The organism is Roseovarius nitratireducens, assembly GCF_002925845.1.
Classification (GTDB): Bacteria; Pseudomonadota; Alphaproteobacteria; order Rhodobacterales; family Rhodobacteraceae; genus Roseovarius; species Roseovarius nitratireducens.
In genome coordinates, this window is record NZ_PDNI01000065.1 from 143,408 (window position 1) to 157,321 (window position 13,914).

At 66.4% G+C, this 13,914-nt stretch carries 11 protein-coding genes; 6 read left to right on the forward strand and 5 right to left on the reverse strand.

All coding sequences use genetic code 11. The annotated features are described in order from the left end of the window. Positions 1-98: 98 nt before the first annotated feature. Positions 99-1,181: a TRAP transporter substrate-binding protein gene (locus CRJ03_RS13495; RefSeq protein WP_104019397.1), complete on the reverse strand. Its 1,083-nt coding sequence runs from the start codon at positions 1,179-1,181 to the stop codon at positions 99-101. A gap of 193 nt (positions 1,182-1,374) precedes the next feature. Here CRJ03_RS13495 and CRJ03_RS13500 point away from each other — a divergent pair, with 193 nt between their 5' ends. From CRJ03_RS13500 to lexA, 4 genes are all read left to right on the forward strand, one after another. Then, positions 1,375-2,637 (forward strand): SulP family inorganic anion transporter, encoded by a 1,263-nt coding sequence (locus tag CRJ03_RS13500; RefSeq protein WP_104019631.1) that lies wholly within the window; start codon positions 1,375-1,377, stop codon positions 2,635-2,637. A gap of 82 nt (positions 2,638-2,719) precedes the next feature. After that, positions 2,720-4,150, forward strand: a complete 1,431-nt coding sequence (locus CRJ03_RS13505) for a cache domain-containing protein (RefSeq protein ID WP_104019398.1) — start codon at positions 2,720-2,722, stop codon at positions 4,148-4,150. After that, entirely contained in the window at positions 4,147-4,794 is a 648-nt protein-coding gene (locus CRJ03_RS13510) for a response regulator transcription factor (RefSeq protein WP_104019399.1), read from the forward strand. Before CRJ03_RS13505 ends, CRJ03_RS13510 begins: the two co-directional genes overlap by 4 nt. Before the next feature lie 75 nt (positions 4,795-4,869). Beyond that, the gene (gene lexA / locus CRJ03_RS13515) at positions 4,870-5,574 is read left to right on the forward strand and encodes a transcriptional repressor LexA (protein ID WP_104019400.1); all 705 of its coding nucleotides are present in this window, start codon (positions 4,870-4,872) and stop codon (positions 5,572-5,574) included. Here the strand turns inward: lexA and CRJ03_RS13520 are convergent. After that, positions 5,568-7,640 carry a ComEC/Rec2 family competence protein gene (locus CRJ03_RS13520; protein WP_104019632.1) on the reverse strand — a complete coding sequence of 691 codons (2,073 nt, stop codon included), beginning with the start codon at positions 7,638-7,640 and terminating at the stop codon, positions 5,568-5,570. The genes lexA and CRJ03_RS13520 overlap by 7 nt on opposite strands. Positions 7,641-7,665: 25 nt before the next feature. Here CRJ03_RS13520 and gltX point away from each other — a divergent pair, with 25 nt between their 5' ends. Then, positions 7,666-9,078, forward strand: a complete 1,413-nt coding sequence (gene gltX / locus CRJ03_RS13525) for a glutamate--tRNA ligase (protein ID WP_104019401.1) — start codon at positions 7,666-7,668, stop codon at positions 9,076-9,078. Positions 9,079-9,155: 77 nt separating this feature from the next. After that, positions 9,156-10,451 (forward strand): citrate synthase, encoded by a 1,296-nt coding sequence (gene gltA / locus CRJ03_RS13530; protein ID WP_104019402.1) that lies wholly within the window; start codon positions 9,156-9,158, stop codon positions 10,449-10,451. 169 nt (positions 10,452-10,620) lie between these two features. Here gltA and CRJ03_RS13535 read toward each other — a convergent pair whose 3' ends face one another. The 3 genes from CRJ03_RS13535 to CRJ03_RS13545 all read right to left on the reverse strand — a co-directional run bounded on the left by CRJ03_RS13535 (position 10,621) and on the right by CRJ03_RS13545 (position 13,886). Continuing rightward, a complete protein-coding gene (locus CRJ03_RS13535) occupies positions 10,621-11,400 on the reverse strand; it encodes an enoyl-CoA hydratase-related protein (protein WP_104019403.1) in 780 nt (259 codons plus the stop codon). A 72-nt stretch (positions 11,401-11,472) separates the two neighbouring features. Next, complete coding sequence (locus CRJ03_RS13540; RefSeq protein ID WP_104019404.1) at positions 11,473-11,925, reverse strand: cytochrome c-type biogenesis protein; 453 nt, start codon at positions 11,923-11,925, stop codon at positions 11,473-11,475. Further along, positions 11,922-13,886 carry a heme lyase CcmF/NrfE family subunit gene (locus CRJ03_RS13545; protein ID WP_104019405.1) on the reverse strand — a complete coding sequence of 655 codons (1,965 nt, stop codon included), beginning with the start codon at positions 13,884-13,886 and terminating at the stop codon, positions 11,922-11,924. Before CRJ03_RS13545 ends, CRJ03_RS13540 begins: the two co-directional genes overlap by 4 nt. Positions 13,887-13,914: the final 28 nt, after the last annotated feature.

Genomic DNA, 13,914 nt, shown 5'->3' on the forward strand with positions numbered 1-13,914 from the left:
GCACCCGCGATCCTCCGCGCGGGCACCTGCCCCTGCCAGGTAGGCGCGCAGGCCCCGGATACCCCGGGGCCTGCGCCGTTAGTTACCGGCGATTGGCCTCAGCCCAGCACGCGGTCACGCTGTGCGGTATAGGCACCGTCGGATTTCTGGATCCACGAGGACGAGGCCGCCATCGACGCCATGTAGCTGTCGTAGACGCGCTTGTAGATGTCGTCGCCCATGTTTTCCTGATGGACCTCGTTGGAGGCCTGGCCGAACGCGTCCCAAACGCTGTCGGGGAATTCCAGCGTTTTGACGCCCGCGGATTGCAGGCGCTGAAGCGCGGCGGAGTTGTTGGCAAGGAACTGCGCGAGGTTCCACTGATGCGCCTCGGCGCAGGCGATCTCGACGATCTTCTGCTGCTGTGCGTTCAGGCTCTCGAACACCTCGCGGTTCATGCCGATCGACAGGCCCGCGCCCGGCTCGTGGAAACCGGCAGTGTAGTAGGTCTTGGTGATCTCCTGGAATCCGGCCTTTTCATCGGCCCAGGGTCCGATCCACTCGGTGCCGTCGATGGCCCCCGAGGCAAGCGCCTGGTAGACTTCCGATCCGGGCAGGTTCTGGACGCTCGCGCCCAGCTTGCCCAGCGCCTTGCCGCCCAGGCCCGGCATGCGGAACTTGAGGCCGTTGAAATCCTCGGGGCCGTTGATCTCCTTCGAGAACCAGCCGCCCGCCTGCGCGCCGGTATTGCCCGCGAGGAACGACTTGAGACCGAAAATCTGGCCCAACTCGTCGTGGAAGCCGGCGCCGTCGCCGTGGTAATACCAGTTCACCAGTTCCTGCGCCGTCATGCCGAAGGGCACCGAGGTGAAGAAGGCATACGCAGGGTGCTGACCGACGAAATAGTAATCGGCCCCGTGATACATGTCGGCCTGACCGGCGGTCACGGCGTCGAACACCTCGAACGCACCGACGAGTTCACCTGCGCCCTTTACATCGACCGTGAGGCTGCCATCGGACATACCGTTAATGCTGTCGGCCACGCGCTGCGCGGCGTCGAACACACCGGCAAGACCGCGGCCCCACGTGGTGACCATCGTCAGCGTGCGATTGCCCTGCGCGATGGCAGGCGCGGCCAGCGTTCCGGCAGCGGCAGCACTGCCGCCAATCGCGGTATTTTTCAGAAACGAACGGCGATCCATTATGGTTCCCTCCCCATTTTTGAGCGGTCGCCCCTCTCCCGGACGTTCCGCGGATCGTTAAAGTGCGCAGACCTTAGCCCGCGATTCGCGACCTGCAAATACCGATTACTGCGTAGTCACACGGATTTTTGTCGCATCCTTCCCGTGTCGATTCCGCCTTGCACACGCGCGGGCGCAGGTGTTCAACACGGCCATGAAGCCGAAAATCCTCACCACACTGCCCGGTTATACCGCCGCGCTGTTCCGGGCCGACCTGATCGCCGGGATCACCGTGGCCACGGTGGCGCTGCCGCTCAGCATCGCCATTGCCATCGCGTCGGGTGCGTCGCCCGCAACGGGTCTGACCACGGCGATCATCGGCGGCTTCCTTCTCTCGGCGCTCGGCGGCAGCCGGGTGCAGATCGGCGGACCGACCGGGGCGTTCATCGTCGTGGTCTACGGGGTGATCGCCGAGCACGGTCACGACGGTCTGGTGCTCGCAACGCTGATGGCGGGGCTGATACTTGTGATCGCCGGATATTTTCGCGCCGGCAGCCTTATCCGGCACATCCCCGAGGCAGTAATCAGCGGCTTTACCATCGGCATCGCCATCATCATCGCCACCAGCCAGTTGCGCGACCTCTTCGGCCTGTCCGCAACCGACCTGCCCGCCGATTTCCTGCCCAAACTCGCCGCGCTCTGGGAGGCGCGCGAAACCTTCGATCCGCGCGCGCTCGCGATCGGGGGCGGCACCTTGGCGGTGATCCTCGTGCTGCGCCGTCTCGCCCCGCGCTTTCCGGGATTGATCGTGGCCATGGCGCTCTGTTCCGGGGCGGTCGTGCTGCTGGACCTGCCCGTGGACACGCTGCAATCGCGCTTTGGCGCGCTGCCCAATACCCTGCCCTGGCCGCAGATACCGGAGCTCAGCCTTCAGCGGATGACCGAACTGCTTCCCTCGGCGCTTGTCATCGCCTTTCTCGCCGGGGTGGAATCGCTCCTGTCGGCCTCCGTTGCCGACCGGATGATCGGGGGCAACACCCGCCCCAATGCCGAGGTAATCGCCAATGGCGTGGCCAACACGGGCGCGGCGCTCTTTGCCGGGCTGCCCGTGACCGGGGCCATCGCGCGCACCGCCACCAATGTTCACGCAGGCGGCAGGACGCCGGTGGCCGGAATGATCCATGCCATCGTCATCCTGCTCGTGATGCTGCTTGCAGCGCCACTTGCGGGTTTCTTGGCCATGCCCGCGCTGGCGGGGCTGTTGCTCATCACCGCATGGAACATGTCCGAGCCGCAGCACTGGCACCGCCACCTGGCGGCGCGGCGCTCGGATCAGGGGCTCTTATTGATCACGCTGGTGCTCACGGTGCTGACGGATCTCACTCTGGCCATTGGCGTGGGCGTGGCGCTTGGTCTCGCCATGCGGCTCAGGCGGCGCGAGGTGCCCGAGGCCGAGTGGCACGATCCCGACCGCTGATCCCGCGCGACCGGAACCCGATCGGTGCCGCCCTCGCGGCAAGAGGCTGGAAATGGTACCGGTTTGGCCTTATCGCTTTCGTATGAAAGGCTGGCTCGCAACCGCAAGGCTCAACTACGGGCAGAAGCTGTTTCTGCTCGCCACCCTGCCGTTGATCCTGACGGCGGTGGCAGTCTCGGTCGTGGTCACGCTGCAAGCGCGGCAGATGGCCGAACGCGAGATCGAAACCCTGGAGGCGCAGCTCATCTCGGCCAAGCGCGCGGAGCTGAAGAATTACATCTCCATCGCGCGCACCGCCTTCGTCAACATCTATGGCCGCGCCGCCCCCGACGACCGCGAGGCGATGGAACAGGTCAGCCAGATCCTCGCCGCCATGCTCTACGGGCAGGATGGCTACTTCTTCGTCTTCGACTACAACGGCACCAACCTCGTCAGCCCCCGGCGCACCGAGTTGATCGGGCGCAACTGGACCGGGCTGGAGGATTCGTCGGGCGTGCCCGTCACTGACGAGCTGATCCGTCTGGCGCGCTCGGGCGGGGGCTATCACAGCTTCATCTGGCCCAAGCCCTCGACCGGCGAGCGCACGCAGATGGTGGCCTATGTCATCGGGCTTCAGGACTGGCAGTGGGCGATCGGTACGGGGGTATTCATCGACGACGTGATCGCAGCGGTCGCCGCTTCGCGACAGCAAGTGGAGACGCGCGTGCAGCGCACCTTTTTCTATGTCGGCGGGGCGACGATGCTCGCGCTGATCTTCGTCTTCGTGACCGGCCTCTTCATCACGATCCGCGAGCGCCGCCTCGCAAATGCCAAGCTCAAGATGCTGACACAGCGTGTGTTCGACGCGCAGGAAGAAGAGCGCGGGCGCGTCGCGCGCGAATTGCATGACGGCATCAGCCAGATACTCGTGGGCGTGCGCTACGCCCTGGAAACCGCACGGCGGCGGCTGGCCGCAGGCGATGCGCGCGCCGGGGATACGCTCGACCGCGGTGCCGCGCATCTCTCCACCGCCATCCAGGAGGTGCGCCGCATCAGCCGGGATCTGCGCCCCGGCGCGCTCGACGATCTCGGCCTCGGCCCCGCGCTCAAGGCGCTGGCAGAGGATTTCGGCCGCCGCACCGGCATCGAGACCCAGTTTGCGACCGTGGTGTTTCGCAACCGGCTCGACGAGGAAGCCAAGATCGCGCTCTACCGCATCGCACAGGAGACGCTCACCAATATCGAGCGCCATTCCGCTGCGACGCGCGTCCATATCGACCTGCGCGGCCACGCAAGCGGTGGCACACTGCGCATCACCGACAACGGCTGTGGCATCGACGCCGCGCGCGCGAGCGCAGGCGGCGGGCTCGGCCTGCGCAACATGCAAGAGCGCATCGAGCAGATCGACGGGCGTTTCGAGATCCGCTCCTCGCCCGAGGGCACCGAGATCGAGGCCACGGTGCCGCTCACCCATCTTCTGACGCCGCAGGGCCAGTCCGAGACGGCCCCCGAAACAAAAAGGGCAACGGCATGACCCACGCTCCCACCCGCGTCGTCATCGTCGACGATCATCCGATGGTCACAGAGGGCATCCAGTCCATCCTCGAAAGCTACGAGGATATCGAGGTGATCGCCGCGCTCGCCGATGGGCATGCAATCATTGACCAGATCAGAGACCTCGCCCCGGACGTGGTCCTGCTCGACCTCAACATGCCGGGGATCGGCGGGCTATCAACCACCGAGATCCTGCTCGAACGCCGCCCCGGCACGCGCATCCTGATCCTCAGCATGCATGACAGCCCCGAATACATCACTTCGGCGCTCAGCCACGGGGCCTCGGGCTACGTGCTCAAGGACGTGCCGGTAGACGAGATCAAGCACGCCATCGACGCGGTGATGGCCGGGCAGCGCTATCTCTGCACCGGCGCGCAGGGCTCGCTCGCCCCGTTTGTCGCGCCCGACCGCGAACAACTCACCAACCGCGAACAGACCATCCTGCTCTTGCTCGCGCAGGGCAAATCCAACAAGGAAGTGGCCGGTGCGCTCGACATCTCGGTGCGCACGGTCGAAACCCACCGCAAGAACATAAAGCGCAAGCTCGGCATCTCATCGACCGCAGGGCTCACGCGCTACGCGCTCGAACACGGGGTCTTGCAGGGCACCGGCGTGCGGATGTGACCTGTGCCTGGAACGGATTGACACAAAACGGGAACACCTGTAGAACATGAGCGACATGTCCGCACGGAGGCCGGGATGCTGACCAGAAAACAACGCGACCTGCTCGATTTCATCCACAAGCGCGTGCAACGCGACGGCGTCCCGCCCAGCTTTGACGAGATGCGCGAAGCGCTTGACCTCCGGTCAAAATCCGGCATCCACCGTCTGATAACGGCACTGGAGGAACGCGGCTTCATCCGGCGCCTGCCGCACCGTGCCCGCGCAATCGAGATCGTGCGCCTGCCCGACATGATCGCCGACCAGGGGCAGACCGGCTTCGTCCCGCGCGTGGTCGAGGGCGACCGCCGCTACGCCCCGCCACAGCCCGCCAACGCCATGCCGGTCGAAACCGCCGATGCGCTGTCGCTGCCGGTGATGGGTCGCATCGCCGCCGGCACGCCGATTGAGGCGATCGCCCATGCCAGCCACAACATCAGCGTCCCCGCCGAGATGATCTCGGGCCGGGGCGATCACTACGCGCTCGAGGTCAAGGGCGATTCCATGATCGACGCCGGCATCAACAACGGCGACGTGGTCATTATTCGCGAAACACAGGTGGCCGATAACGGCGATATCGTGGTCGCGCTGATCGAGGACCAAGAGGCAACGCTCAAACGCTTCTTGCGCCGCGGGCACACCATCGTTCTCGAGGCCGCTAACCCCGCCTACGAGCCGCGTGTCCTGCCCGAGGACATGGTGCGCGTGCAGGGTCGTCTCGTCGGGCTGATCCGCACCTACTGATCCTGGCCCGGCGCCCACGGGCGCCGCCCCGCCACGATCGCCGCGCTCTGCAACAGCGTTCCGTCAGCAAAGATCGCAAGCGAGCCGGTCACGCGCAGCGTGCGCGGCGAGGCCACGCGGCAACCGCCCTCGGGCACCCCCTCGGGATCGGTCGTCAACACCAGAAGTTGCGCGCCTGCACAGTCAATCGGGCCACGCGCCGCGGCGCGACCAAGACGCACGGAAACCGCGAAGGGGGCCAGCAGATCATCGCTCCATCGCGCATGGGCCTCTTCCTGCGCGGCGGCATCGCCATCGTTTTCCAGCCAGTTCCGGGCCACGAAGCCGCCCCCGCGCGGCTTGTTGAGCGCGCGCCCCGCCTCGGTCATCACGCCCACCAGTCCACCACTGTCGGCGATGAGCAGCACCGGGCGCCCGGCCTGCGCCCACAGGAGCGCGGCCACCGCCACCGGAGCAAGGCCCATGAGGCGTGCACGCCCCTGCCACAGCACCACGAATAGCATGCCCAGCGCGATCAGCGGCAGCGCATTCGCATCGGGTGCCACCACCGGGACGCGCGCCCCCTCAAGCCCCGCGGACCAATCGGCAACGCCGAGGATCCAGTCGAGCCCCCACCCCATCACCCACAGCGGCAACCCGTCGAGCCCGAAGGGCAGCAATAGCGCCGCGATCACCGCCGCGGGCATCACCAGCACCCCCATCAGCGGCACGCTCGCAAGGTTCGCGGGCAGGCCGTATTGCGCAAACTGGTTGAAATGTGCCGCCGCAACCGGCGCGGTCGCCGCCCCCGCCACAGCCGACGAAATGACCACCGCCAGCACCGGGCGCAGCCAGCGCGACCCCAGCGGCACCTGTGCGTCGCGCAACCAACCGAACACGGCGACAAGCGCCACCGTCGCGGCAAAGGACATCTGGAAGCCGGGACCGAGCAGCGCCTCGGGCCGCAGGCAAAGCACGATGATCGCCGCGACCGCAACCGCGCGCAAACTGAGCGCGCGGCGGTCGAGGATCACCGCGATCAGCATCACCGAGGCCATGACGAAGGCGCGTTCGGTCGCCACGTTCCCCCCCGACAACGCGAGATAACCCGCCCCGGCGAGCAGCGCGAGCGCGGCGGCAATCTTCTTTATGGGCCATTTGAGCGCCACCCGAGGCGCCGCCGCGAGCACCAGCCGCACGGCGGCAAAGACAAAACCCGCGACCAGCCCCATGTGCAGCCCCGAGATCGCCAGCAGGTGCGCGAGGCTCGATATGCGCATCGCCTCCAGCGTATCCTGCGACAGGCCCGAGCGGTCGCCGGTCATGATCGCGGCGGCAAAAGCACCGGGCTGACCCGGCAGGCGCGCGCGGACGTGATCGGCAAGCGCCATCCGGATGCGGAACAGGTGTTGTTCCCCTCCGGCCTCGGCCAGCGCAATCACCGGCACGCGGGTATAGCCCACCGCGCCGATCCTCTGGAACCACGCATGCCTCCGAAAATCGAAACCGCCCGGCTCCACCGGCCCGGCGGGCGGCGCGAGATGGGCGGTGGTCATGACCCGCAGCCCCGGCACGACATCCTCGGCATCGGCAACCCCGTGCAACGAAACGCGCACCCGCACCGGCACCCGGTCGGGATCGACCCGAGAGAGCGTGACCCGGTCGAGCGTCAGGCGCAACGCGTCCGAGGCCGACCGATCAATCGCGACGATCCGTCCCTCGACCGGGCCGTAATAGCGAAAGCCCAGCACCGGGCCCGCCACCAGATGCGTGCGCATGCCCGCGATCGCCACGCCGGCCAGCAATACCGCCAGCGCACAGCCCAGCGGCCCGGACCATTCCCGCCCCCGCCACAGCGCCAGTGCGAGGACCGCTGCCGCGAGCGCGCCGCAGGAGGCGAGCACCGCGCCGGGCGGTTCATCCGGCAGGGCGAAATACCCGCCGATGCCGCAGGCCAGAAGAACCGGAACCCACGGAAACAGCGCCCCGCGCTGGAGGAGCCAGCCGCGCTCGATCACCTCTGCGATGCGCGCCACTTGTCTCCCTCCCGGTGGGCCGATAGATAGGCCGCATCCTCGCCCCGGCATCGTTAAGAAAAGGTTAAGCCCGCCCATGACGCAACAGGTCGTGACCCGTTTCGCCCCTTCGCCTACCGGTTTCCTGCATATCGGCGGGGCGCGCACGGCGCTGTTCAACTGGCTCTATGCGCGCGGTCGCGGCGGCCGCTTTCTCTTGCGCATCGAGGATACCGACCGCGCCCGCTCCACCCCCGAGGCGACACAGGCGATCCTCGACGGGTTGGCCTGGCTGGGCCTTGACCATGACGGCGAGGCCGTGAGCCAGGCCGCCCGCGCCGACCGCCACGCCGAGGTCGCGTATCAGCTTCTGGAGGCGGGCGAGGCCTATCGCTGCTACGCCACGCAGGAAGAGATCGAGGCGTTCCGCGAGACGGCCCGCGCCGAGGGCCGCTCAACTCTCTACCAAAGTCCGTGGCGCGACGCCGATCCGGCCAGCCATCCCGAGGGCGCACCCCATGTCATCCGCATCAAGGCCCCGCGCGAGGGCACCACGGTGATCGCCGACGTGGTGCAGGGCGACGTGACGATCCGCAACGATCAGCTCGACGACATGGTTCTGTTGCGCAGCGACGGCTCGCCGGTCTACATGCTCGCCGTCGCGGTGGACGATCACGACATGGGCGTGACCCATGTGATCCGGGGCGACGACCACCTCAACAACGCCGCGCGCCAGATGCTGATCTACCAGGCGATGGGCTGGCCCCTGCCCACCTACGCCCATATCCCGCTGATCCACGGCCCCGACGGCAAGAAGCTGTCGAAGCGCCACGGCGCGCTCGGGGTCGCGGAATACCGGGACATGGGCTATCCGGCGGCTGGGATGCGCAATTACCTCGCCCGTCTCGGCTGGAGCCACGGCGATGACGAATTCTTTACCGACGCGCAGGCGCGGAAGTGGTTCGACATCACCAGGATCGGCAAGGCCCCCGCGCGGCTCGACTTCAAGAAGCTGGAGAATCTCTGTGGTCAGCACATCGCGGCAACGGCGGATGCTGCACTGCTGCATGAATTGCAGGGATTCCTGGCCGTGACCGGTGCGCCCCCGCTGTCTGATGCAAAGTTGGCGCTCATGGAACGGGGCATGTACTGCCTCAAGGATCGCGCCAAGACATTTCCAGAACTTCTTGATAAAGCGGCATTTATCATAACCGATCGCCCCATCGTCCCGGAGGAGAAGGCGGCAGCGCAGCTCGACAATGTATCCCGTCGTATACTGATAGAATTGACGCCGCAGTTGCAAAATGCTACGTGGTCCCGCGACAGTCTCGAGACCGTGGCGAATGGCATAGCCGAGGCTCACGGAATGAAATTCGGCAAGCTGGCGGGGCCGCTCCGGGCCGCGCTGGCCGGGCGCACGGCGACGCCGAGCGTGTTCGACATGATGCTGGTCCTCGGGCGAAAGGAAACGATCGCCCGGCTGACCGACGCCGCTTGCGACGAGGGGTAATCCTCTGGCAAGGAGAATAAGTATACCCAGTCCGACGCGCCCAGGGCGCGCCGGACTCCGAGAGGGAGGACCCCGGAATGTCAGACGAAAAAAGAACCGCAAAGCTGGAGATCGAAGGCAAGACCTATGAGTTGCCGATCTTTTCGCCAACGGCCGGGCCTGACGTGGTGGATATCCGCAAGCTCTATGGCACGGCGGGCGTCTTCACCTATGATCCCGGGTTCACCTCGACGGCAAGCTGCGACAGCACCATCACCTTCATCGACGGCGACAAGGGCGAATTGCTGCACCGCGGCTACCCGATCGACCAACTGGCCGAGAAGTCGCATTTTTTGGAGGTCTGCTACCTGCTGCTCTACGGCGAGTTGCCCTCGCCCGCGGAACTCGAGGATTTCGAGAGCCGCGTGACCGGGCACACCATGCTGCACGAGCAGATGGTGTATTTCTTCCGCGGCTTCCGCCGCGACGCGCACCCGATGGCGATCATGGTGGGCGTCGTGGGCGCGATGTCGGCCTTCTACCATGACAGCACCGATATCCGCGACCCGTGGCAGCGTGAAGTGGCCTCGATCCGCATGATCGCCAAGATGCCGACCATCGCGGCCTGGGCCTACAAGTACTCCATCGGGCAGCCCTTCGAATATCCGCGCAACGATCTCGACTATGCGTCGAACTTCCTGCGCATGTGCTTTTCGGTCCCGGCCGAGGATTACGAGGTCAACCCGATCCTCAGCCGCGCGATGGATCGCATCTTCACCCTGCACGCCGATCACGAGCAAAACGCATCCACCTCGACGGTGCGGTTGGCCTCGTCGTCGGGGGCCAACCCGTTCGCCTGCATCGCCGCCGGCATCGCCTGCCTGTGGGGGCCCGCGCATGGCGGCGCCAACCAGGCGTGCCTGGAAATGCTGCAGGAGATCGGCACGCCCGACCGCATCCCCGAATTCATCGCCCGCGCCAAGGACAAGGACGACCCGTTCCGCCTGATGGGGTTCGGCCACCGCGTCTACAAGAATTTCGATCCGCGCGCCAAGGTGATGAAGCAATCCGCCGACGAGGTGCTGGAGCTTTTGGGCATAGATAACAACCCGACGCTGCAGGTCGCCAAGGAGCTGGAGAAACAGGCGCTTGCGGACCCGTATTTCACCGAGAAGAAGCTGTTCCCGAACGTGGATTTCTATTCGGGCATCATCCTCGAGGCGATGGGCTTCCCGACCTCGATGTTCACGCCCATTTTCGCGGTGTCACGCACAATCGGCTGGATTTCCCAGTGGAAAGAGATGATCAGCGACCCGCAGATGAAGATTGGCCGCCCGCGCCAGCTCTATCAGGGTGCGACGCTGCGCGACTACGTGGATATCGAGAAGCGTTAAGGATTTCAGTTCGCGCCATGCGATTTGATGGAAAAGGTCCGCCAATGGCGGGCCTTTCTTGTTCGGGGATGGTGTCAGGATTGGCCTGTTTCTGCCTTTGGCCTGACGGTTGAGAAGCCGCGCGATGCTAGTCCCGCCGTCCGCCCCAGACTAGGAACGCCCCGTCGCCTCAGCGCCCTTCGAACCGCGCGCTGCGCTTTTCAAGAAAGGCCAGCACGCCCTCTTGGAAATCGCGGCTCTGGCCGCAGGCGCCTTGCAGCCTTGCCTCAAGGTCCAGCTGAGCCTCAAGCGTATTGTCCCACGACCCCCGGATCGCCTCTTTTACCGCGCGGTAGGCCTGCGTCGGCCCGGAGGCAAGCTTTGCCGCGCGGGCCTGCCAATGCGCCTCGAACCCCTCGTCGCTCACGCATTCCCAGATCATGCCCCAGTCGCTCGCCTGCCTTGCGCTGATCGGTTCGGCAAAAAGCGCGGCCCCCATCGCCTTGGCGAGCCCCATCTGGCGCGGCAATGCCCATGTTCCGCCAGCATCGGGCATCAGCCCGATGCGGGTGAATGCCTGCAGGAAATAGGCACTCTCGGCGGCGATGACCACGTCCGCCGCCAGCGCGAGGTTGGCCCCCGCCCCCGCCGCGGGACCGCCCACCGCACTGATCGTCGGCACCGGGCAGTCGGTGATCGCGCGCAGCATCGGTACGTATTCCTCGCGCAGCACCCGTTCGAGATCGAGCGTGGCGGCATTGCCGCCGTCGCTGAGGTCCTGCCCCGAACAGAACGCGCGGCCATTGCCGGTGAGCACCGCCACCCGCGCCTCGCGGCCCGCGTGGGTAACGGCATCGGTGATCTCGGCGCGCATCCGGGTGTTGAGTGCGTTCATGCGCTCGGGCCGGTCGAGGCACAGCGTGGCCACGTCGTCAGAGATGTCGAGCGTTATGGTCTCGTAATGCTTCATGGTGTCGCGCCTCCTGCGTGCTGTCACGCCATCAAAGCGCAGGCAGCCGGCAAGGCCAAGGGGGACGGCGCGTCAATCGTCGAGGATTTCACGCAACCGCGCTTCTTCCTGCGCGCTGAGCCGGGCCGTCCCGGGCTCTGTCGCCACCGAGCGGCGCCGCAAGTAGAGCCCCCCCATCACCAGCCCCGCGCCCAGCATCAGCGGCCCGGCGAGCCAGAGCAGGAGGTTCGCGCCGCCAACCGTGGGTTTGAGCAGAACGTACTCGCCATAACGATCGACGATGTAGTCCACCGCCTCCTCGTTGGTGTCGCCCGCCACCAGCCGCTCGCGCACCAGCAGACGCAGATCGCGCGCCAGTTCGGCGTTGGAATCGTCGATGCTCTCGTTGCGGCACACGAGACAGCGCAACCCGGCAGAAATATCGCGCGCGCGCGCCTCGAGCGCCGGGTCGTCGAGCACTTCGTCGGGCTGCACCGCGAATACGGGCGCGGCGATCATGCACAGGACAAGGATCAGCCGTTTCATTCCGCGGGCACCCCCTGCGGCACCTTGCGCGCCCCTGCGGCCACGCGGAAACGACGGTCGCTCAGAGAGATGAAACCGCCCAGCGCCATCAGGATTGCACCCCCCCAGATCCAGTTCGCCAGCGGCTTGTAATAGCTGCGCACCGCCCAGCCGCCGCCATCCTGCGGGTCGCCGATGGCCACATAGATGTCACGCAGGAAGCCATTGTCGAGCGCGGCCTCGGTGGTGGGCATCTGCGCCACGGGATAGACCCGCTTCTCGGGCCGCATGGTGCCGATCTCGCGGCCATCCCGGCCCAGCGTCAGCGTGGCGACGGTCGCGATATAGTTCGGCCCCTGCTCGCGATGCACCTCGTCGAGGCGCAGCGTATAGCCAGACAGCTCCAGCGTGTCACCCTCCTGCATCACGCGGATGTCCTCGGCCTCCCACGCCATCATCGCGGAAATGCCCGCGATGGTCACACCGAACCCGGCATGCGCCACCGACTTGCCCCAGTCGGCGCGCGGCAGACGGGTCAGGCGGGCGAGCCGCCCGCGCCCGCGCCCGGTGCGCGACCACAGGTCCACTGCCGCGCCCGAGACGAGCCACGCCGCCAGCAACATCCCCACCGGCCCCAGCGCCGAGCGCCCGCTCTGCATCGCCCAGGCCAGCGCACCCACCGCCACCGCCAGCACAAAGGCCGGGGCCAGCGCGCGCAGCACGCGCCCCACCTTGGCGCGTTTCCACGACAGCATCGCCCCCACCGGCAGCACGAGGCCGAGCGCCACCATGAACGGCGTGAAGGCCGCGTTGAAGAACGGCGCCCCCACCGACAGCTTGCGGTCGAACGCCATTTCCGCGACCAGCGGCCATAGCGTGCCGAAGAACACCACGAACGCCGCGACCGCGAGCAGGATATTGTTCAGCACAAGCGCGGATTCGCGGCTTACCACGCCGAACACGCCCTTGGCCTGCATCGCCCCGGCCCGCGCGGCAAAGAGCGTGAGCGCCCCCAGCATGAACACCGCGAGAATGGCCAGCAGGAACACCCCGCGCTCGGGATCGGTGGCAAAGGCGTGCACGCTCGTCAGCACCCCCGAGCGGGTGATGAACGCCCCCACCATCGAGAATCCGAAGGCGATGATCGCCAGCAGGATCGTCCAGCTCTTGAGCGCCTCGCGCTTCTCCACCACGATGGCAGAGTGCAAGAGCGCGGCAGCAACGAGCCACGGCATGAAGCTCGCATTCTCGACCGGGTCCCAGAACCAGAAACCACCCCAGCCCAGCTCGTAATAGGCCCACCACGACCCCAGCCCGATACCGATGGTGAGAAACACCCATGCCGCCAGCGTCCAGGGCCGCACCCAGCGACCCCACGCGGCATCCACGCGCCCCTCGATCAATGCCGCCACGGCAAAGGAAAAGGTCATCGAGAGCCCGACATAGCCCAGGTAGAGGAATGGGGGATGGAACGCGAGGCCGGGATCTTGCAGCAACGGGTTGAGGTCCTGCCCGTTGAAAGGCGGCACGGCCATGCGCAAAAACGGGTTGGACGTAAACAGCACGAAGGCGAGGAACGCCACCCCGATCATCGCCTGAACGCTCAGTACCCGCGCCTTGAGCGTCGGCGGCAGGTTGTCGCCAAACCACGCCACCGCCGCGCCGAAGATCGACAGGATCAGCACCCACAGGAGCATCGAGCCCTCGTGATTGCCCCAGACGCCGGTGATCTTGTAGAGCAGCGGCTTGTCGGTATGGCTGTTGAGCACCACGAGTTGCACCGAGAAATCCGAGGTGACAAAGGCATAGGTCAGCGCGGCGAAAGACGCCGCGATCAACAGGAACTGCGCGGTGGCGGCCGGCTCGGCCACCGCCATCCATCCGGGCCATCGCCGATGCGCGCCAATGAGCGGGATCGTGGCCTGAAGACAGGCCACGAAAAGGGCGAGGATGAGGGAGAAGTGGCCAAGTTCGATAATCATGACTGTGAGTATAGGGGCTGCGCGCCCG

Coding starts and splice junctions, on each gene's coding strand:
- gltA (WP_104019402.1), top strand. CDS start 9,156: ATGTCAGACGAAAAAAGAACCGCAAAGCTGGAGATCGAAGGCAAGACC.
- CRJ03_RS13520 (WP_104019632.1), bottom strand. CDS start 7,640: ATGCCGGGGCGAGGATGCGGCCTATCTATCGGCCCACCGGGAGGGAGA.
- CRJ03_RS13500 (WP_104019631.1), top strand. CDS start 1,375: ATGAAGCCGAAAATCCTCACCACACTGCCCGGTTATACCGCCGCGCTG.
- CRJ03_RS13535 (WP_104019403.1), bottom strand. CDS start 11,400: ATGAAGCATTACGAGACCATAACGCTCGACATCTCTGACGACGTGGCC.
- CRJ03_RS13540 (WP_104019404.1), bottom strand. CDS start 11,925: ATGAAACGGCTGATCCTTGTCCTGTGCATGATCGCCGCGCCCGTATTC.
- CRJ03_RS13495 (WP_104019397.1), bottom strand. CDS start 1,181: ATGGATCGCCGTTCGTTTCTGAAAAATACCGCGATTGGCGGCAGTGCT.
- CRJ03_RS13505 (WP_104019398.1), top strand. CDS start 2,720: ATGAAAGGCTGGCTCGCAACCGCAAGGCTCAACTACGGGCAGAAGCTG.
- gltX (WP_104019401.1), top strand. CDS start 7,666: ATGACGCAACAGGTCGTGACCCGTTTCGCCCCTTCGCCTACCGGTTTC.
- CRJ03_RS13510 (WP_104019399.1), top strand. CDS start 4,147: ATGACCCACGCTCCCACCCGCGTCGTCATCGTCGACGATCATCCGATG.
- CRJ03_RS13545 (WP_104019405.1), bottom strand. CDS start 13,886: ATGATTATCGAACTTGGCCACTTCTCCCTCATCCTCGCCCTTTTCGTG.
- lexA (WP_104019400.1), top strand. CDS start 4,870: ATGCTGACCAGAAAACAACGCGACCTGCTCGATTTCATCCACAAGCGC.